The sequence below is a fragment of the Pseudomonas sp. ANT_H4 genome, assembly GCF_008369295.1.
Taxonomy (GTDB): domain Bacteria; phylum Pseudomonadota; class Gammaproteobacteria; order Pseudomonadales; family Pseudomonadaceae; genus Aquipseudomonas.
Genome location: NZ_VOBG01000034.1, coordinates 1 through 19,020 on the forward strand (window position 1 = coordinate 1; position 19,020 = coordinate 19,020).

Here is a 19,020-nt window from a genome sequence, read left to right on the forward strand (position 1 = left end):
GCGGCGCCGCCGCTCCTGACCCAAAAGCTCACCACTCTTATCGTTGCTATTAGTCATAAACATAACCGTTTGCCTATCCCTTATCGTAAGGGGGAAACGGTGTCCTGTCTTTCATGGGGCTCGTTCATTGTGGACGATAACCCCTTGCACCGGCCACAAGCGGTAGTACACCTGGATGCCCGGGTCGTCATTGGGCCTGCGGGTGTTGATCAGGTCAATCGGCTGGCCGCTGGGCGTACGCGAGCGCACCCACTGGAAATAATGCCCCGGTTCGCCGCCCTCTAAATAGATATGGGCAAGGAACAGATGCTCGTAGAGCCAGCGCGCCACCAGGCTTTCCCGCGCACCGGGCTGATTGAGCAGGTTTTCCCATTGCTGTACTTGCAAGGCTTCCTGGGCACTCGGCGCCAGCCCTTGTTCATCGATGGGCACACCGGAGGCCAACCAGCGTTGCAGGGTTTGGTACTGCTGGTTGGTCAGGCCAGTGACTGCCAGGGGCATACCTTCCTTGGGGTGGTCGCTGGCATAGGCATCGAACTCCTCCGGCAGCGGGCACATGTTTTCCCGGTTCAGGCCCAGCACAATCTCGGCGGGCAACTTGGCATTGGGCGCCAATGGCGTCTTGTGGCCCAGGTCGAGCATCCGCGCCATCAACGCCGCCTGGCTGCCTTGGGCGTCCAAAACCGAACCGAAACCCAGCGCCTTCCACTGCGCCTTGCCGAACGCATCGTAAAACAAGCGCGTGGGCTGCGAAGCCTGGCTGCGCTCACCGTCGTAGACCGCAACCTTGCTCGCACCCCGTGCGGCGCCTTCGCCGCTGCCCAGGTTGAGCTGGCAGGCCGAGTCGTAGCAGGCATGGCAGGCCACGCACTTCTCGGTGAAAATCGGCTGGATATCACGGATATAGGAAAGGCTCTGCGCGGGACCTTGTGCCTGTGTGCTGCTGGCGATCAGCGCAAGAACGACGCTGATGATGAGGCGAAGTGACATGTTTCCGGTCCCGATTTAATGCATCCGGTGAAAATCCCGGTGATTCTACCGACCTGCACCCTCGCCCAACATGAGCGATATTCATGCAAAAGCTGAACATGCTCTAAAAGCGCACAGGTTTGCTATGATCCACTCCCTCCGTAATGCCTGACCAGAGTAGTCCCATGTCCGATCGTAGCGCTCGTCTGCAAGCCCTTCACCAAGCCCTCAAGGAACGCATCCTGATCCTCGATGGTGGTATGGGCACGATGATCCAGAGCTACAAACTGGAGGAAGAGGACTACCGTGGCAAACGCTTCGCCGATTGGCCAAGCGACATCAAGGGCAACAACGACCTGCTGATCCTCACTCGCCCAGACGTGATCGGCGGGATCGAGAAGGCTTACCTGGATGCCGGCGCCGACATCCTCGAAACCAACACATTCAACGCCACTCAAGTGTCCCAGGCCGACTACGGCATGCAAGGGCTGGCCTATGAATTGAACGTAGAAGGCGCCCGCCTGGCGCGCAAGGTTGCCGACGCGAAAACCCTGGAGACCCCGGACAAGCCGCGCTTTGTCGCCGGCGTGCTCGGCCCGACCAGCCGTACCTGTTCGCTGTCGCCGGACGTCAACAACCCCGGCTACCGCAACGTGACCTTCGATGAATTGGTGGAAAACTACACCGAGGCCACCAAGGGCCTGATCGAAGGCGGTGCGGACATGATCCTCATCGAAACCATCTTCGACACCCTCAACGCCAAGGCCGCGATCTTTGCCGTTCAAGGCGTCTATGAAGAGCTGGGTGTCGAGTTGCCGATCATGATTTCCGGGACCATCACCGATGCGTCCGGCCGGACTCTGTCGGGCCAGACCACCGAAGCGTTCTGGAACTCCATCTGCCACGCCAAGCCGATTTCCGTCGGCCTGAACTGCGCCCTCGGTGCCAGCGAGCTGCGGCCGTACCTGGAAGAGTTGTCGAACAAGGCCAGCACCTACGTTTCCGCGCACCCGAACGCCGGCTTGCCCAACGAATTCGGTGAATACGACGAACTGCCGGAAGAGACCGCCAAGGTCATCGAGGAATTCGCCCAAAGCGGCTTCCTCAATATCGTCGGCGGCTGCTGCGGTACCACGCCGGGCCATATCGAAGCCATCGCCAAGGCCGTGGCCGGCTATGCGCCACGCCAGATCCCCGACATCCCCAAGGCCTGCCGTCTGTCGGGCCTGGAACCGTTCACCATTGATCGCAGCTCGCTGTTCGTCAACGTTGGCGAGCGGACCAACATCACCGGTTCCGCGCGCTTCGCAAGGCTGATCCGTGAAGACAACTACACCCAAGCCCTGGAAGTCGCCCTGCAGCAGGTGGAAGCCGGCGCCCAGGTGATCGACATCAACATGGACGAAGGGATGCTCGATTCGAAGAAGGCCATGGTGACCTTCCTCAATCTGATTGCCGGCGAGCCGGACATCTCCCGGGTACCGATCATGATCGACTCCTCCAAGTGGGAAGTGATCGAAGCGGGCCTCAAGTGCATCCAGGGCAAGGGCATCGTCAACTCCATCAGCATGAAGGAAGGCGTGGAGCAGTTCATTTATCACGCAAAACTGTGCAAGCGCTACGGCGCTGCGGTGGTGGTGATGGCCTTCGACGAATCCGGCCAGGCCGACACCGAAGCGCGCAAGAAGGAAATCTGCAAACGTTCCTACGACATCCTGGTCAATGAAGTCGGCTTCCCGCCGGAAGACATCATCTTTGACCCGAACATCTTCGCGGTCGCCACCGGTATCGAAGAGCACAACAACTACGCCGTCGATTTCATCAATGCGTGTGCCTACATCCGTGACGAACTGCCGTATGCGTTGACCTCGGGTGGCGTGTCCAACGTGTCATTCTCATTTCGTGGCAACAACCCGGTGCGTGAGGCGATTCACTCGGTGTTCCTGCTGTATGCGATCCGCAACGGCCTGAGCATGGGCATCGTCAACGCCGGCCAGTTGGAGATCTACGACCAGATCCCGGCCGAACTGCGCGACGCTGTGGAAGACGTGGTGCTCAACCGCACCCCGGAAGGCACCGACGCCCTCCTCGCCATTGCCGACAAGTACAAGGGCGACGGCAGCGTCAAGGAAGCCGAGACTGAAGAGTGGCGTAGCTGGGAAGTCAACAAGCGCCTGGAACACGCCCTGGTCAAGGGCATCACCTCACACATCGTCGAAGACACCGAAGAATCCCGGCAGTCGTTCGCCCGGCCGATTGAAGTGATCGAAGGCCCGCTGATGTCTGGCATGAATATCGTTGGCGACTTGTTTGGCGCCGGCAAAATGTTCCTGCCCCAGGTGGTGAAGTCCGCCCGAGTAATGAAGCAGGCCGTGGCCCACTTGATCCCGTTTATCGAGCTGGAAAAAGGCGACAAGCCAGAAGCCAAGGGCAAGATCCTCATGGCGACGGTAAAAGGCGACGTGCATGACATCGGCAAGAACATTGTCGGCGTGGTGCTCGGCTGCAACGGCTATGACATCGTCGACCTTGGCGTGATGGTCCCAGCCGAGAAAATTCTGCAAGTGGCCAAGGAACAGAAGTGCGACATCATCGGCTTGTCCGGCCTGATCACGCCGTCCCTGGATGAGATGGTGCACGTCGCCCGCGAGATGCAGCGCCAGGATTTCCACCTGCCGTTGATGATCGGTGGCGCTACCACGTCCAAGGCCCACACGGCGGTGAAGATCGAGCCCAAGTACAGTAATGACGCGGTGATCTACGTCACCGACGCCTCCCGCGCCGTGGGTGTGGCGACGCAGTTGCTGTCCAAGGAATTGAAGGCCGGTTTCGTCGAGAGAACCCGCCTGGACTACATCGAAGTGCGTGAGCGCACCGCCAACCGCAGCGCCCGCACTGAACGCCTGAGCTACCCGGCGGCCATCGCCAAGAAGCCGCAGTTCGACTGGAGCACTTACACACCCGTCAAGCCCACATTCACTGGCCCCAAGGTGCTGGACAATATCGACCTGAAAGTGCTGGCCGAGTACATCGACTGGACGCCGTTCTTTATCTCCTGGGACCTGGCCGGCAAATTCCCGCGCATCCTCACTGACGAAGTGGTGGGTGAAGCCGCCACCTCGTTGTACGCCGACGCCCAGGAAATGCTCGCCAAGCTGATCGACGAAAAACTCATCAGCGCCCGCGCCGTGTTTGGCTTTTGGCCGGCCAACCAGGTGCAGGACGATGACCTGGAAGTCTACGGTGATGACGGCAAGCCTCTGGCAAAACTGCACCACCTGCGCCAGCAGATCATCAAGACTGACGGCAAGCCGAACTTCTCCCTCGCCGACTTCGTCGCGCCCAAAGACAGCGGTATCACCGACTACGTGGGTGGCTTCATCACCACCGCCGGCATCGGCGCCGAAGAAGTGGCCAAGGCCTACCAGGACGCTGGCGACGACTACAACTCGATCATGGTCAAGGCCCTGGCCGACCGCCTGGCCGAGGCCTGCGCCGAATGGCTGCACCAGCAGGTGCGTAAGGACTACTGGGGCTACGCCAAGGACGAGCAACTGGATAACGATGCGCTGATCAAGGAGCAATACAGCGGCATCCGCCCTGCCCCTGGCTACCCTGCGTGCCCGGATCACACCGAGAAAGGTACCTTGTTCCAGCTGCTCGACCCTCAAGCCCGCGAAATGCAGGCCGGGAGCAGTGGCGTGTTCCTTACCGAGCACTACGCGATGTTCCCGGCGGCAGCGGTCAGCGGTTGGTACTTCGCCCACCCGCAGGCGCAGTACTTTGCCGTGGGCAAGGTCGACAAGGACCAGATCGCCAGCTACACCGCCCGCAAAGGCCAGGACCTGGCTGTGAGCGAGCGCTGGCTGGCACCGAACCTGGGTTACGACAACTAACGGCGCTGGATTGACTATGCTGTCCATACACACCTTCACCGGGGGATGTATGGACGATCCAGCCAACCACAAACCGCCAACCTTCTGGCAGATGCTTCACAGCGTGATAGCCGCCGCCTTCGGCGTGCAAAGCGGGAAGAATCGCGCCCGCGATTTTACCCACGGCAAACCCAGTCATTTCGTGGTGCTTGGCATCCTGTTCACAGCCATCTTTGCCCTGACGCTGTTTGGCATCGTCAAGCTGGTGTTGCACTTGGCCGGGGTGTGAAAGCGATCAGTGCATCAGCAGTTGCAAGCTGAAAGGGTAACGGTAGGTCGCGGGCCTGCCTTCGGCTGACAGCGCCCGAAAATCCACGTCATAATCCTGGTGAGCATTGATCTCTTGAAGGCGTCGGGCCTGTGCGGGGTCAATCAGCTGGAACAACGCCTCTTGGCGTTCCCGCTCGCCATGCAGGCCGATGCCCACACCCCTGGCATCGTCATGCACCAGTACCATCGCCCAACCGCCCAGGGTGAAGTGCCCAGCCACCAACGCGCTCAACCGTCCATCAAGAAGCGCTGCAAGCACTTGGGGTGAGCTGTTGACCGCACTGAACAGCACATCCTTGCCCGGCCTGCGGCCGCTGTTCTGCAGGGCGGTCATGGCGCCCAGAGCCATCTCGTCATTGGCCGACCACACCAGCGCGGTCTGCGGATAACGCTTGAACAACAGTGTTGCCTGCTCAAAGGCGCGCAGGCGGTTCCATTCGCCGTAAACCAATTGGCGCAGGCGTACTTCGGGATGCTCCCCCAGGGCTCGCTGCAAACCTTGTTCGCGCAGCTGTGCGGTGGGGGTGTTCTTGGCGCCGGAGAAGGCCAGCAAATCGAGGGTTTGGCCGGCGGCGACCGGGCCATGGATGCGCATCAGTTCCTTGAGCATCAGGTAACCGCCCTCCTCGTCGTTGGCGACGAGGCTACCAATCCAGTTGGGATATTTACGTGCGTCCAACAGTTGCACCTGGTCAGGCGTCAGGGCGTTATTGACGATCAGCAACTTGACCCCGCTGCCCTGGGACAGGCGTAGGATTTGCGGGGCGATGTACTGCTCGTTGACCAGCACCAGGTAGTCTGGGCGCTGGGGGCCTTGTAAAGCTTCGCGGGCCTGCTGGAGGGTGTTTTGCGGATCGCGCTCGGAATAACGCACGCGCAAATCCAGGCCGAGGTCCCTGGCGGCGGCCTGCATGAATTGCGCATAGTTGACCCAGAAGGCTTCGGTCGAGGTGCCAGGGTTGAGAAAAACCACCGACGCTGCATGGGCCATCGCCCAGAACGGCATACTCGCCACCAGCAAACACTTGCAGAGAACCTTCAGCATCATTACCTGAGCCCCGGATAGTTGCCGCCCAGTGTAATGGCAATAAGCCGGTCAATCTCGGCTAATCGCCACGGCGGGACAACCCCCAAAGCTCAGGCAACGTCCTTTATTGATGGCTGACCCAGAACACAGCCGTTGAAACCACCAAAATAATCAGAAAGAGAATGGCCCAGGCGTCCACGGAACTGTCGCTTTTGCGGGCTTTAGTCGGATTGCTCATCGCATCGCCTCTTGTCGGTTTTATGGGTGATTGCATTAAGACTCGCCCACAGTAAAGTCCATGATTGCCCCCGTGACAAATGTGGGTAATCCGATAATCAATCTCATTAGTCGATTTGGTTCTTTGCATATGCTTAAACATCACTTTTGCTCATAAACGCAAACTGGTATCGTGCGCCGGCTCCGTTGGAGTGCGCGGCCGTGCGCGCAGATTTGCCGAGAACAGGACCTATATGTACGTATACGACGAATACGATCAGCGCATCATCGAGGACCGCGTCAAGCAGTTCCGTGATCAGACCCGACGCTATCTGGCAGGCGAGCTGAGCGAAGAAGAGTTTCGCCCTCTGCGCTTGCAAAATGGCCTTTATGTTCAGCGCTTTGCGCCAATGCTGCGGGTTGCCGTGCCCTATGGCCAACTCACTTCGCGCCAGACGCGAATGATGGCCAAAATTGCTCGCGACTTCGACAAGGGCTACGCCCACATCAGTACCCGCCAGAACGTGCAGTTCAACTGGCCGGCCCTGGAAGATGTGCCGGACATTCTGGAAGAACTGGCCACCGTGCAAATGCACGCGATCCAGACCAGCGGTAACTGCCTGCGCAACGTCACCACCGACCAGTTCGCCGGCGTTGCAGCCGATGAGGTGATCGACCCCCGCCCATGGTGCGAAATCGTTCGCCAGTGGACCACCTTCCACCCGGAATTCGCCTACCTGCCGCGCAAGTTCAAGATCGCTATCAATGGCTCGACCTCGGACCGCGCGGCGATTGAAGTCCACGACATTGGCCTGGAGCCGGTGTACAACGCCGCCGGTGAGTTGGGCTTCCGTGTGCTGGTGGGTGGCGGCCTCGGTCGTACCCCGGTGGTCGGCGCCTTCATCAACGAGTTCCTGCCGTGGAAAGACCTGTTGAGCTACCTCGACGCCATCCTGCGGGTCTACAACCGTTATGGCCGTCGTGATAACAAGTACAAGGCGCGGATCAAAATCCTGGTCAAGGCCCTGACGCCTGAAGTCTTTGCGCAGAAAGTCGACGCCGAGATGGAACACCTGCGCGGCGGCCAGACCACCCTGACCGACGCCGAAGTGCATCGCGTCACCAAGCACTTCGTCGATCCGGACTACAAGGCCCTGAGCAATCTGGACGCAGAGCTGGTCGAACTCGACCAGCAACATCCAGGCTTTGCCCGCTGGCGTGTGCGCAATACCCTGGCCCACAAGAAGCCAGGCTATGTCGCCGTGACCCTGTCGCTGAAACCAACCGGCGTAGCGCCGGGCGACATCACTGACAAGCAACTGGACGGCGTCGCCGACCTGGCCGAGCGCTACAGCTTCGGCCAACTGCGCACCTCCCACGAACAGAACATCATCCTGGCAGACGTTGAACAGAGCCAGTTGTTCACCCTGTGGGGCGAGTTGCGCGAACAAGGTTTCGCCACGCCGAACATCGGCCTGCTGACCGACATCATCTGCTGCCCGGGCGGTGACTTCTGCTCCCTGGCCAACGCCAAATCGATCCCGATTGCCGAATCGATCCAGCGCCGTTTCGACGACCTGGACTACCTGTTCGACATCGGCGAGCTGGACCTGAATATCTCCGGCTGCATGAACGCCTGTGGTCACCACCACGTCGGCCACATCGGCATCCTCGGGGTGGACAAAAAAGGCGCAGAATTCTACCAAGTGTCCCTGGGCGGCAGCGCCAGTCGCGATGCGAGCCTGGGCAAGATCCTGGGCCCGTCCTTCGCCCAGGAAGCCATGCCCGAGGTGATCGGCAAGTTGATCGACGTCTATATCGAGCAGCGCACCGAAGATGAGCGTTTCATCGACACCTACCAGCGCATCGGCATTGACCTGTTCAAGGAGCGTGTCTATGCAGCGAATCATTAAGAACAACGAAGTGGTCGACGAAACCTGGCACTTGCTGCCCAAGGACACGACCTTCGATGGCATTTCCAACTGCGACGACCTGATTGTGCCGCTGGCCCTCTGGCGCGAGCATGCTCACGCCCTCAAGGCCCGCGACGGCGGCCTGGGTGTATGGCTGGACGCCGATGAAGAAGCCGAAGAGATCGGTGACGACGTGGAACACTTCCAGGTCATCGCCCTGAACTTCCCGGCCTTTACCGACGGTCGCAACTACTCCAACGCCCGTTTGCTGCGTGACCGTTATGGTTACAAGGGTGAGTTGCGGGCGATTGGCGATGTACTACGCGACCAGCTGTTTTACCTGCGCCGCTGTGGGTTTGATGCCTATGCATTGCGTGCAGACAAAGACCCGTACGAAGCACTGGAAAGTCTCAAGGACTTCTCGGTGACGTACCAGGCGGCGACGGATGAGCCTTTGCCGTTGTTTCGCCGGCGTTAAGCTTTAGCCCGCCACACTAAGCCCTGAACCCCGGATAGCTGGAGTTCAGGGCTTTTTTGTGGGCGTTGAAACGATCGTCACCCGGTGAAACATCTTTCGTATGGCCCAGGCCATGCCACTCAAGGTGAACATTGGCAACCATCGAGTTGTCCCCTATTGATCAGCTCACTGACGATTGGAGTTCTTCATGGCGAAAATCACCCTGGCCCAGCAACTGGCGACCACTCTTGAACAAGCAGGCATCAAACGCATCTGGGGCCTGACCGGCGACAGCCTCAATGGCCTCACCGACGCGCTGCGCACTATGGACAGCATCGAGTGGATGCATGTGCGCCACGAGGAAGTTGCCGCCTTTGCCGCCGGTGCAGAAGCCGCGGCCACTGGCGAGCTGACGGTGTGTGCCGGCAGTTGCGGGCCGGGCAACCTGCACTTGATCAATGGCCTGTTCGATTGCCACCGCAACCACGTCCCGGTGCTGGCCATTGCCGCGCAGATCCCGTCCTCTGAGATCGGCCTGAACTACTTCCAGGAAACCCATCCCCAGGAGCTGTTCAAGGAGTGCAGCCACTTTATTGAACTGGTGACCAACCCCGAACAGATGCCCCATGTACTGCACCGCGCCATGCGCTCGGCAATCCTCAATCGTGGCGTGGCGGTGGTGGTCATTCCTGGGGATGTGTCGCTGCTGGAAGTCGAAGACACATTCAAGCCCTGGCCCGCGTTGCTGGCGCCACGTACCTTGCCGGCGGTACAGGACCTGCAACGCCTGACCGACATCCTTGAGCACAGTAAATCCGTCACCCTGCTGTGCGGCAGCGGTTGCGCGGGAGCCCACGATGAAGTGGTGGCCCTGGCCGACGCCCTTGGCGCCCCGGTGGTACACGCGCTGCGAGGCAAGGAGCACGTGGAATGGGACAACCCCTTCGATGTCGGCATGACCGGGTTGATCGGCTTCAGCTCGGGCTATCACGCGATGCTCAACTGCGACACGCTGATCATGCTGGGCACCGATTTTCCCTATCGCCAGTTCTACCCCACCGACGCGAAGATCATCCAGGTCGACCGTAACCCCCAGGCCCTTGGTCGTCGCGCCACGCTGGACCTTGGGATCGCCGCCGATGTCAGCGAAACCATCCAGGCGCTGCTACCACGCCTGACCCGCAAGGCTGACCGCAGCTTCCTTGAGGCGTCCCTCAAACACTATGAAAAATCCCGGCAGGGCCTGGACGACCTGGCACAGCCATCAAAGGCCAACCGACCGATCCACCCGCAGTACGTCACCCGGCTGCTCAGCGAGCTGGCGGATGACGATGCCATCTTCACCGCCGATGTCGGCTCACCCACCGTGTGGGCGGCGCGTTATCTGAAGATGAATGGCAAACGCCGGCTGATCGGCTCGTTCAACCACGGTTCGATGGCCAACGCCATGCCCCAGGCCATCGGTGCCCAGGCAGCGTTTCCCGGGCGCCAGGTTATATCGTTGTCGGGAGACGGTGGTTTCAGCATGCTGATGGGCGATTTCATTTCCCTGGCGCAGTTGAACCTGCCGGTGAAAGTCATCGTCTACGACAACGCTTCATTGGGCTTCGTCGCCATGGAGATGAAGGCCGCCGGTTACCTAGACACTGGCACGGAGCTGAAAAACCCGGACTTTGCGGCCATGTCCAACGCCATGGGTATCCTGGGGATTCGCGTGGAGCAATCCGAAGACCTGGAGCCGGCGCTACGCCGTGCCCTGGCTCATGACGGCCCGGTGCTAGTGGATGTGGTGACGGCGACCCAGGAACTGGTCATGCCACCGAGCATCAAGCTGGAGCAAGCCAAGGGCTTCAGCCTGTATATGCTCAAGGCGGTGATGAGTGGACGCGGGGACGAGGTGATTGAGCTGGCGCGGACTAACTGGTTGCGGTAACCGAACACCACCCTGTGGCGAGCGGGCTTGCCCGCTCGCCACAACCTCAACCCTTCTGCTTTTCCACCCACTTTGCGTAGGCATCAATAAACGCTTGCAGGAACGGCTTGGTCTTCTCCGACACTCTCCCCGACTCATCAAACGCATTGCCAGCGCCGCCCAGGTAGGCTTCCGGCTGCTGCATGCAGGGCACGTCAAGGAACACCAGGGACTGGCGCAAATGGTGATTGGCGCCAAAACCACCGATAGCGCCAGGCGACACACTGATCACCGCACCAGGCTTGCCACTCCAGGCACTTTGGCCGTAAGGACGGGAGCCGACGTCGATCGCATTCTTCAGCGCGGCGGGCACAGAGCGGTTGTATTCGGGGGTCACGAACAACACCGCGTCGGATGAGCTCACGTGTTGACGGAAAGTACTGTAGGCTGCGGGCGGTATTGGGCCGTCAATGTCTTCGTTATAGAGCGGCAACTCGCCGATTTCGACAATATTGAGTTTGAGGTTGGCAGGTGCTAACTCGACCAATGCCAGGGCGACCTTACGGTTGATCGACTCTTTTCTCAAGCTGCCAACCAGTACGGCAATCGTGTAGACCTTGCTCATTGGGGTTTCCCGACGTCTGACTAAAGGAGCTTGTAGTTATAGAGCCTTCACGGCCCGACCACCAGCAGGTTCTGGCAATTCCCCTGACGTTCATCTTGCACTCGCCCGTGTAAGTAACGTCTGAAAAAGTCAACGAATAGTATTTTTTTTCCATAGGTAAACTACCCCGCTCCTCTACGGTCTACAGAACCGCAAATCGAGTGTTTATCTCCAGAGGTTCTAAACAGATGGCAGCAGTACTTGTCGGACAGTTCCATGCCAGAGACGCGGAAGGTCGCGTTTATTCCGTGCATGAGTTCCAGGAATCCACCCCGCCGCTCGACGGCCTGGCTGGCTCGGCGCCCACCACTACCTACAAGCTGGCCATTGGCGACCGTGTAGAAAAAATGGAAGGCGATGAATTCCGATTGATCCAGTCGGGCACCATAATCGTCCGCGAATCGCAAACGACCCACGCTTCATAAGACTTGGTTTCAATACAACGTCTCAGAGGCGAACCTGCTCAGTCCTGGCCATTGATGGCGTGGTGACTGGGCCGGGACGGCTCGACTCCCCCCTCCAGTACTTTTGCATCCCTTATTCAAGCCTGTTCGCCGAGCATCACGTACTTATTTCTCGCGTTCCGACTTCCCCCATTGAATCCCCAATCGGCTGAACATAGACTCCGGGCATGCGTTTACGTCATATCGAAGTGATTCAGGCCATCTTGCAGACCGGACACCTCGGCACGGCCGCCGAATGGTTGCAACTGCCCGTGGCCGATGTTGACGCCGCGCTCAAGGATGCCGAGCAACAATTGGGATTCATGCTCTTCGCCAGCGTGCGCGGGCGGCTGCAAGCTACCCGTGAAACCCTGGAACTGCAGGCCCACATCGCTCATATCCATGAGGCGCTGGAGCCTCTGCAGCGCCTGGCCAGCAGCCTGAAACACCATCACTCCCCGACGCTACGCGCCCTCTGCACACCGCCACTGGCCAACCAACTGCTACCACAAAGCATTGCCCTGCTGCGTCGACGGTTCCAGGACACGCCGTGCAACCTGTCGAGCCAGCCAACCCGGGATATCGTCAAAAGCCTGCTGCTGCACGAAGCGGACCTGGGCCTGAGCCTGCATGATCCTGAACACCCGCAGATTCACAGCACCGTGCTGGCCCAGGGCAAACTGCAACTGCTGGCGCCCCACGGCTGGCTCAAGCCGCGACAGAAGTACATTGCGCTGCAGGAGTTGGCCGGCCAAGCAATGGTCGGCCTGGAGGGGCAAGATCCGCTGAGTCGATTGCTGGACAGCAAGCTACAGGCACTGCGGCCGCTGCCGGTAATCCAGACGCGGGTGCAGACTTACCAGATGATGCGCAGCATGGTGGAGGCCGGGGAAGGTCTGGCGATTGTCGATCCGTTCACCGCCAGCGGCGCGCGAGAAGCAGGGCTGGATGCCTGCCCGCTGTCACCACCGATTCTGGTGACGCTGTATGCATTGACGCTAAAAGACAGCGTCGCTTCCCCGGCGCTGAATGCCTTGGTGGAAATCGTCACGCAAAAGGCCGAGGGGTTGCTGGCGGGCGCTGTGACTTAACCCGAAGAGATCAAACCGCTTCCAGCTCTGACTTGAACAACCGATACCAGAAAATTGCCACTTCCCTGGTCTGCGGATCAATCCCGCGATACCGCAGGTGATCAATCCCGCCCATCACATACCCGCAACGCTCATACAAACGGCACGCGCCAAGATTGTTGTTCTGGGTTTCCAGCATCATTCCCTGCAGGCTTTTCTTGCGGCTCCAGAACTGCGCCACATCCAGCAACGCCTTGGCCACCCCATGGCGACGCGCAGGCAGCACCACTGCCAGCTCATCAACGTGGGCAAAACCGTTCCAATTGGTGCTGACCACTACATGCCCCACAGGGCGGTCATCCAGGTAGGCCATGAACACCGCGCTGTCGGCTGCATCGCGGTAGCTGGCGAACTCTTGCGGGTCGATGCCGTAGCACTTGCGGTACGGCAAGATCTGCTCAAGCGCCCATTGATCGACACGCTTGCCGATCTCCGGTACGCCATAGGCGCTGACATCAAAACTGAAATCGTTGCCCCATACGTAGGGTTCAAATCCCTCGTCGGCGACTCGAACACTGAGCCCCGGGTACTTCGGATTCATTACAGCTTGCATAACCATCCTTAACACTTGATGCAATCGACGGTGTAACAACGACCACCGCCGTCGTCTTCGTGTTGCAATCCATGAACATCGGCAACAAAACCGGGAAAGCTGCTATCGAAGGTCCGGGCAAATGCCAGGTAATCAATGATCGAACGAGTCGATTCGGTAAAGCGTTCCCCCGGCATAATCAACGGAATGCCCGGTGGATAAGGCACCAGCATCACCGCTGCAACGCGCCCTGGCAAGGCATCGATGGACACGGCCTCGACTTCACCACGGACCAATTGATCGTAGGCATCCGCCGGTTTCATCGCAATCTCCGGCAAAACCGTGTACATCCGCTTGAGGTGTTTGGCCGTTGCGTTGCTGCGATAACAGCTGTGCAACTGATCGCACAGGTCTCGCAAGCCCATGCCTTGATAACGCGCGCAGCCTGTTTGAAATACGCAAGGCAAACAGCTTGCAAGGCTGACATTGGCGTCGTAATTGCGTTTGAACTCCAGCAATTCGGTCAGCAGGGTACTCCACTTACCCTTGGTGATGCCCATGGAGAACAACACCAGAAACGAATAAAGACCGGTTTTCTCCACCACCAACCCACGCTCCCATAGAAATTTACTGACGACTGCGGCCGGAATTCCGCACTCACCAAGGGCGCCTCCCGCGGTCAGCCCGGGCATTACCAGAGTGACCTTGATCGGGTCCAGTAGCACGTAATCTTCGGTGATATCACCAAAGCCGTGCCAGTCGGCCTGCGGTTGCAATAACCAATCAGCAGTCGCCACACGGTCAATACCCGCCACCGAAGGTGGCTGCCAGATGGAGAACCACCAGTCTTGCGCGCCAATGTGCTCACGCAGGTTGGCCAGCGCACGGCGAAAGCTCAGGGCCTCGTCAAACATTTCCTGTAGCAGAGAACGCCCCGCTGGCCCTTCCATCATTGCCGAGGCGACGTCCAGGGAGGCGATGATGCTGTACTGCGGCGACGTGGAGATATGCATCATGAACGCTTCGTTGAAGCGGTCGCGGTCCAGTTGTCGGGCGCCGCCGTCCTGCACATGGATCATCGATGCCTGGCTGAAGGCTGCCAGCAGCTTGTGAGTGGAATGGGTGGTGAACACCAGAGGGCTATCAGCCGTGCGTAAAGTGCCCATGCCGTAGCGGCCGGCAAAGAACTCATGGAAGGCCGCGTAGGCGTACCAGGCTTCGTCGAAGTGCAGCACCTCGACACTGTTGCCCAATTGCTGCTTGATCAGCTCGGCGTTGTAACACAAGCCGTCGTAGGTGGAGTTGGTGACCACGGCCAGCTTGACCTTTGGCGCCCGACCTCGGGTGAGCGGGCTGGCGTCGATCTTGGCGCGAATGGATTCAGGACTGAACTCACTCAAGGGAATGGGCCCGATAATGCCCAGCTCATTGCGTTCCGGGCACAGGTATATCGGGATGGCACCGGTCATGATGATCGAGTGCAGCACCGACTTGTGGCAGTTGCGGTCTACCAGTACCAGGTCATCGCGCGCGACCATGGAATGCCACACGATCTTGTTGGCGGTCGAGGTGCCATTGATCACAAAGAAGGTGTGATCGGCACCAAAGTTGCGCGCCGCCCGCGCTTCGGCTTCCGCCAGGGGGCCGGTGTGATCCAGCAGCGAACCCAGCTCCGGCACCGACACTGATAAATCCGAGCGCAGGGTGTTCTCCCCGAAGAACTGATGAAATGCCTGCCCCACCGGGCTCTTGCGATAGGCCACCCCACCGCCGTGGCCAGGGGTGTGCCAGGAATAATTGGAGTCAGCCGTGTGTTGCACCAAAGCCTTGAAGAACGGCGGCAAGAGGCCATCGAGGTAGGTGCGAGCGGCGCGGGCCACCTGTCGAGCCAGGAACGGCACCGTGTCTTCAAACAGGTAGAGAATGCCCCGCAACTGGTTGAGTTCACTCATGGCGTCAGCGGGGGCATTTTCCAGGGTCACTTGCTCACCCAGGGCGAAGATCGGCAGATGCGGCGCCCGCACTCGCGCCAGGCGAATCAGCTCAACCATGTTTTGCAGCAGATGGGTATTTTCCCCGGCGCCTTCGGCGGCGATCAGCATGCAGGCCAAGCCATGATGGGTCGAGGCCACCAGCCGGCCTTCGGCGTAATCCATCGCTGAGAAGATACTGAAGCCTTCCTGTTCCAGCTCCCGGGCGATGCCCCGGACCCGATCACCGGCGACGGTGTCGGCCTTGATGTCGCGATGCACGATAAGGATGGGGAACTTCAGGTCTTTGTACATGGGAGCTTGGCGTCCTGAGAGCAATGTACTCAGGGTAGAAGCTGGGGGCGGTTGTAGCGAATGAAGAGCGTCAAATGAGGGATTTCAACTGGCAATTGTCGAGCCCCAGCGAGGCTACGTCAGCCACACCGTCGTCCTCAAATCAGCTCCCAGCACCAAGTCGCCCCCACGCAGCCTCGCTAAAGCTTGACCGTGAACTGAGTCTCTACGGGAAGGCTATTGTTCGCACAGTTGGGTCCACAGCGCAGGAGCGCCAGCGGATTTCGCAATCGCCTCCAGGCGTGCCGCATGCTCGGCCATGTCCTGCTCGCTGGCACGAATGATTGCGGTGGGCGTGCGATCGGCCGGCAGGCGGCGAATTTGCGAAGACCGATTGCCGGAGCCTTCTGCCGAACCGTTGCCATCCGAGGCATTACCCGCCAGGGACAGGCTGGTCTGCCCGCCGGTCATGGTCAGGTAGACGTCGGCCAGAATCTCGGAGTCGAGCAAGGCGCCGTGCAGCTCACGGCCGGAGTTGTCGACGCCATAGCGTTTGCACAAGGCATCGAGGCTGTTGCGCTGGCCCGGGTGACGTCCACGGGCCATCATCAGGGTGTCGAGGATCGAGCAGTGCCGGGTGATATCGGCGCGATCCGTCTGACCCATCAGGGCGAATTCATTATTGATGAAGCCGACGTCAAACGCCGCGTTATGGATAATCAACTGGGCGCCGTTGATGAATTCAAAGAACTCATCAGCGACTTCGGCAAAATGCGGCTTGCCCACCAGGAATTCGTTGGTAATGCCGTGGACGCCGATGGCGCCCTCGTCACTTTCCCGGTCCGGTTGCAGGTACACGTGGAAGTGGCGGCCGGTGAGGCGGCGTCCCATCAGCTCGACACAACCGATTTCAATGATCCGGTGGCCGTCGGTCACCGGCATGCCGGTGGTTTCGGTATCGAGTACAACAGATCGGATGGCCATCAGGGTTCAGCTCTCAACGGGTCGGTGTATTTCAAGGGGCGGGATATTAGCACGTCATGCCACAGACGGCCCAAGGCCGACATGCAACGGGCAACAGCGATTGCTGCTCTATAAGCCCGCCGCAACACAGGGACTATGCACCGCCCGCCTTTAGCTCTGCTTGTAACCCCGCACGTCATCCACACCGCGATTGGCCAACTGATCGGCCCGTTCGTTGCCGGGATGCCCGATGTGCCCGCGAACCCACTTCCAGGTGATGTTGTGGCGATTGCATTGCTCATCGAGCAACTTCCATAGGTCGGCATTTTTCACCGGTTCCTTGGCCGCAGTCTTCCAGCCGCGCTTCTTCCAGTTGACCATCCACTCGTTGATGCCTTTCATGACGTACTGGGAGTCGGTCACCAGCAGCACGTCGCAACGGCGCTTGAGTTCTTCAAGGCCGCGAATGGCACCCATCAGTTCCATGCGGTTGTTGGTGGTGTTGGCTTCGCCGCCCCACAGTTCCTTCTCCACGCCCTGGCACACCAGCAAGGCGCCCCAACCGCCGGGACCAGGATTGCCCTTGCAGGCACCATCGGTGAAGAGTTCTACGCTATCGGTCATTGCATACTTTCCATAAAAGCCGGGGGCCATCAAAGCGGGCTGCCGATAATCGACCAGCAAAACCCGAGGCCGAGAAACTCGACCGAAATACTAAAGAGTGTTTTATTGCTCGCTGGACCGGCGATTGACCTTGGCCATCGGCATCGGCACCAGCTTGCCTATCCGTTCGCGCCGGACCTGGCTCACTGGCCGTAGCCCGACCACAATCTTGCGGGCCACCAGTAAATAGAAACCACCACCGGACAACTGCCAGGCTCCGGCTTTGCGCTCCCATCCTGCCAGGCGGCCCTGCCACTTGGTCGACGCGAGCGGCGGACGATAGCACCCGAAGCGGCGTTTCTCCAGCGCGAAGCCCAGCAGGTTAAGCCAGTCACCCACCCGTGACGGCGAGATGCAGCGGGCCTGGCGCAACCCGTCATGGGCGAACACATGCCGCAGGCCCCACGAGCTCCAGGGATTGATGCCGACGATCAGCAAATGGCCACCAGGGCGCACGCTGCTGGCGGCCTCGCGCAGCAATCCATGGGGAGATAGGCAGAAATCCAGGCCATGTTGCAGCACCACCACATCGGCGGCGTGCTCGCTCAACGGCCAGGCCTGCTCCTCGCAGACAATCTCCACCCCCGGCAACGGAGCGCCCAGGCGCACATTGCGCTGTACCTGGGGAGCAACCGGCGGAGGCTGTGCCGAGGGACCGTAGTGCACCAGATAACCGCCGAAGAACCGCCCCAGCTCGTCTTCGAGCATGCGCCGCTCTTCATCCAGCAAAAATTGCCCGATAGGCCCGGACAGCCATTCACGGGCGGCGCCGATCAGGGCCAGCCACTCGGGATCGGCCTGGGCGAACGCTTTATCAGTCATTGCATTCTCCAACTCACCAAGACGTTCTAAGATGCACCAATGTGTTCAGCTTGGCGAATCAAAGAATGATACAGATCAGTGCCCTGCCCGCCTTCACCGATAACTACATCTGGTTGTTACAGGATCATCGCAGCCATCGCTGCGCGGTAGTCGATCCCGGTGACGCCGCGCCCGTCCTGGGTTGGCTCAAGCAGCATCCGGAGTGGACCCTCAGCGATATCCTGGTCACTCACCATCACCATGATCATGTCGGTGGCGTCGAGCAACTGAAAAGTATTTCAGGCGCAACGGTTTATGGCCCGGCGAATGAACAGATCCCGGCCCGGGACGTCGCCCTGAACGATAATGACCGCATCACCGTGCTGGGCTTGGAGTTCGACGTCTTCGCCGTGCCCGGCCATACCTTGGGGCACATTGCCTTCTATCAGCACGGCCTGCTGTTTTGTGGCGACACCCTGTTCGCCGCGGGTTGCGGTCGACTGTTCGAAGGCACCCCCGAGCAGATGCATGCTTCTCTGGAACGTCTGGCTGCCCTACCCGCCGACACCCTGGTCTACTGCACCCACGAGTACACACAAAGCAACCTCAAATTTGCCCAGGCCGTGGAACCGGGTAACGCCGATATCGCCGAGCGAGTGGAGAAAGTCCGTCAGTTGCGGGCCATCGGCAAGATGACACTGCCTTCGACCCTAGCCCTGGAAAAACTCACGAACCCTTTCCTGCGCACCTCGGAAACATCTGTTAAAGAAAAAGCGGACGAACGGAATGGCCTGGATAACCGGTCCGGGAGCGCGGTTTTTGCTAGCTTGCGGTCTTGGAAAGATACGTTCTAAGAAGACA

Annotated in this window: 15 protein-coding genes and 1 pseudogene; 8 read left to right on the top strand and 8 right to left on the bottom strand. The window is 59.7% G+C overall.

Translation table 11 applies throughout. The features are described 5' to 3' along the window. Positions 1-129 precede the first annotated feature (129 nt). Positions 130-990, bottom strand: a pseudogene (locus tag FQ182_RS26690) (fatty acid cis/trans isomerase); the annotation flags it as partial. Positions 991-1,154: 164 nt separating this feature from the next. On the opposite strand from FQ182_RS26690, the gene metH reads away from it, so the two are divergent. Next, positions 1,155-4,865 (top strand): methionine synthase, encoded by a 3,711-nt coding sequence (gene metH / locus FQ182_RS26695; protein ID WP_149414986.1) that lies wholly within the window; start codon positions 1,155-1,157, stop codon positions 4,863-4,865. A 49-nt stretch (positions 4,866-4,914) separates the two neighbouring features. Next, positions 4,915-5,133, top strand: a complete 219-nt coding sequence (locus FQ182_RS26700; RefSeq protein ID WP_149415001.1) for a DUF2970 domain-containing protein — start codon at positions 4,915-4,917, stop codon at positions 5,131-5,133. A gap of 6 nt (positions 5,134-5,139) precedes the next feature. Here the strand turns inward: FQ182_RS26700 and FQ182_RS26705 are convergent, their stop codons facing one another. Further along, a complete protein-coding gene (locus tag FQ182_RS26705) occupies positions 5,140-6,219 on the bottom strand; it encodes an ABC transporter substrate-binding protein (protein ID WP_149415000.1) in 1,080 nt (359 codons plus the stop codon). 452 nt (positions 6,220-6,671) lie between these two features. On the opposite strand from FQ182_RS26705, the gene FQ182_RS26710 reads away from it, so the two are divergent. The 3 genes from FQ182_RS26710 (at position 6,672) to poxB (ending at position 10,720) form a co-directional block, all read left to right on the top strand. Then, positions 6,672-8,330 (top strand): nitrite/sulfite reductase, encoded by a 1,659-nt coding sequence (locus FQ182_RS26710; RefSeq protein ID WP_149414987.1) that lies wholly within the window; start codon positions 6,672-6,674, stop codon positions 8,328-8,330. Beyond that, positions 8,314-8,808 (top strand): DUF934 domain-containing protein, encoded by a 495-nt coding sequence (locus tag FQ182_RS26715; RefSeq protein WP_133103220.1) that lies wholly within the window; start codon positions 8,314-8,316, stop codon positions 8,806-8,808. The genes FQ182_RS26710 and FQ182_RS26715 overlap by 17 nt, the downstream gene beginning before the upstream one ends. 187 nt (positions 8,809-8,995) lie before the next feature. Next, entirely contained in the window at positions 8,996-10,720 is a 1,725-nt protein-coding gene (poxB, locus tag FQ182_RS26720; protein ID WP_149414988.1) for a ubiquinone-dependent pyruvate dehydrogenase, read from the top strand. A gap of 46 nt (positions 10,721-10,766) precedes the next feature. Here the strand turns inward: poxB and FQ182_RS26725 are convergent, their stop codons facing one another. Next, a complete protein-coding gene (locus tag FQ182_RS26725; RefSeq protein WP_149414989.1) occupies positions 10,767-11,324 on the bottom strand; it encodes an NADPH-dependent FMN reductase in 558 nt (185 codons plus the stop codon). Positions 11,325-11,551: 227 nt separating this feature from the next. Between FQ182_RS26725 and FQ182_RS26730 the strand changes: the two genes are divergently transcribed. Both FQ182_RS26730 and FQ182_RS26735 read left to right on the top strand, forming a co-directional pair. Beyond that, the gene (locus tag FQ182_RS26730) at positions 11,552-11,788 is read left to right on the top strand and encodes a hypothetical protein (RefSeq protein WP_133103217.1); all 237 of its coding nucleotides are present in this window, start codon (positions 11,552-11,554) and stop codon (positions 11,786-11,788) included. A 206-nt stretch (positions 11,789-11,994) separates the two neighbouring features. Continuing rightward, positions 11,995-12,897, top strand: coding sequence for a LysR substrate-binding domain-containing protein (locus tag FQ182_RS26735; RefSeq protein WP_149414990.1), 903 nt, complete (start codon positions 11,995-11,997; stop codon positions 12,895-12,897). 10 nt (positions 12,898-12,907) lie between these two features. Here FQ182_RS26735 and FQ182_RS26740 read toward each other — a convergent pair whose 3' ends face one another. From FQ182_RS26740 to FQ182_RS26760, 5 genes are all read right to left on the bottom strand, one after another. After that, the gene (locus FQ182_RS26740) at positions 12,908-13,477 is read right to left on the bottom strand and encodes a GNAT family N-acetyltransferase (RefSeq protein WP_149415002.1); all 570 of its coding nucleotides are present in this window, start codon (positions 13,475-13,477) and stop codon (positions 12,908-12,910) included. A 20-nt stretch (positions 13,478-13,497) separates the two neighbouring features. Next, a complete protein-coding gene (locus FQ182_RS26745) occupies positions 13,498-15,753 on the bottom strand; it encodes an arginine/lysine/ornithine decarboxylase (RefSeq protein ID WP_149414991.1) in 2,256 nt (751 codons plus the stop codon). A 216-nt stretch (positions 15,754-15,969) separates the two neighbouring features. Next, on the bottom strand, positions 15,970-16,710 hold the full coding sequence (gene dnaQ, locus FQ182_RS26750; RefSeq protein WP_178114538.1) for a DNA polymerase III subunit epsilon: 741 nt from the start codon (positions 16,708-16,710) through the stop codon (positions 15,970-15,972). 156 nt (positions 16,711-16,866) lie between these two features. Beyond that, the gene (gene rnhA, locus FQ182_RS26755) at positions 16,867-17,319 is read right to left on the bottom strand and encodes a ribonuclease HI (protein ID WP_149414993.1); all 453 of its coding nucleotides are present in this window, start codon (positions 17,317-17,319) and stop codon (positions 16,867-16,869) included. A 102-nt stretch (positions 17,320-17,421) separates the two neighbouring features. Further along, complete coding sequence (locus FQ182_RS26760; protein WP_149414994.1) at positions 17,422-18,180, bottom strand: class I SAM-dependent methyltransferase; 759 nt, start codon at positions 18,178-18,180, stop codon at positions 17,422-17,424. A gap of 65 nt (positions 18,181-18,245) precedes the next feature. Between FQ182_RS26760 and gloB the strand changes: the two genes are divergently transcribed. Continuing rightward, entirely contained in the window at positions 18,246-19,013 is a 768-nt protein-coding gene (gene gloB / locus FQ182_RS26765) for a hydroxyacylglutathione hydrolase (RefSeq protein WP_149414995.1), read from the top strand. The last annotated feature ends 7 nt before the right edge of the window (positions 19,014-19,020 follow it).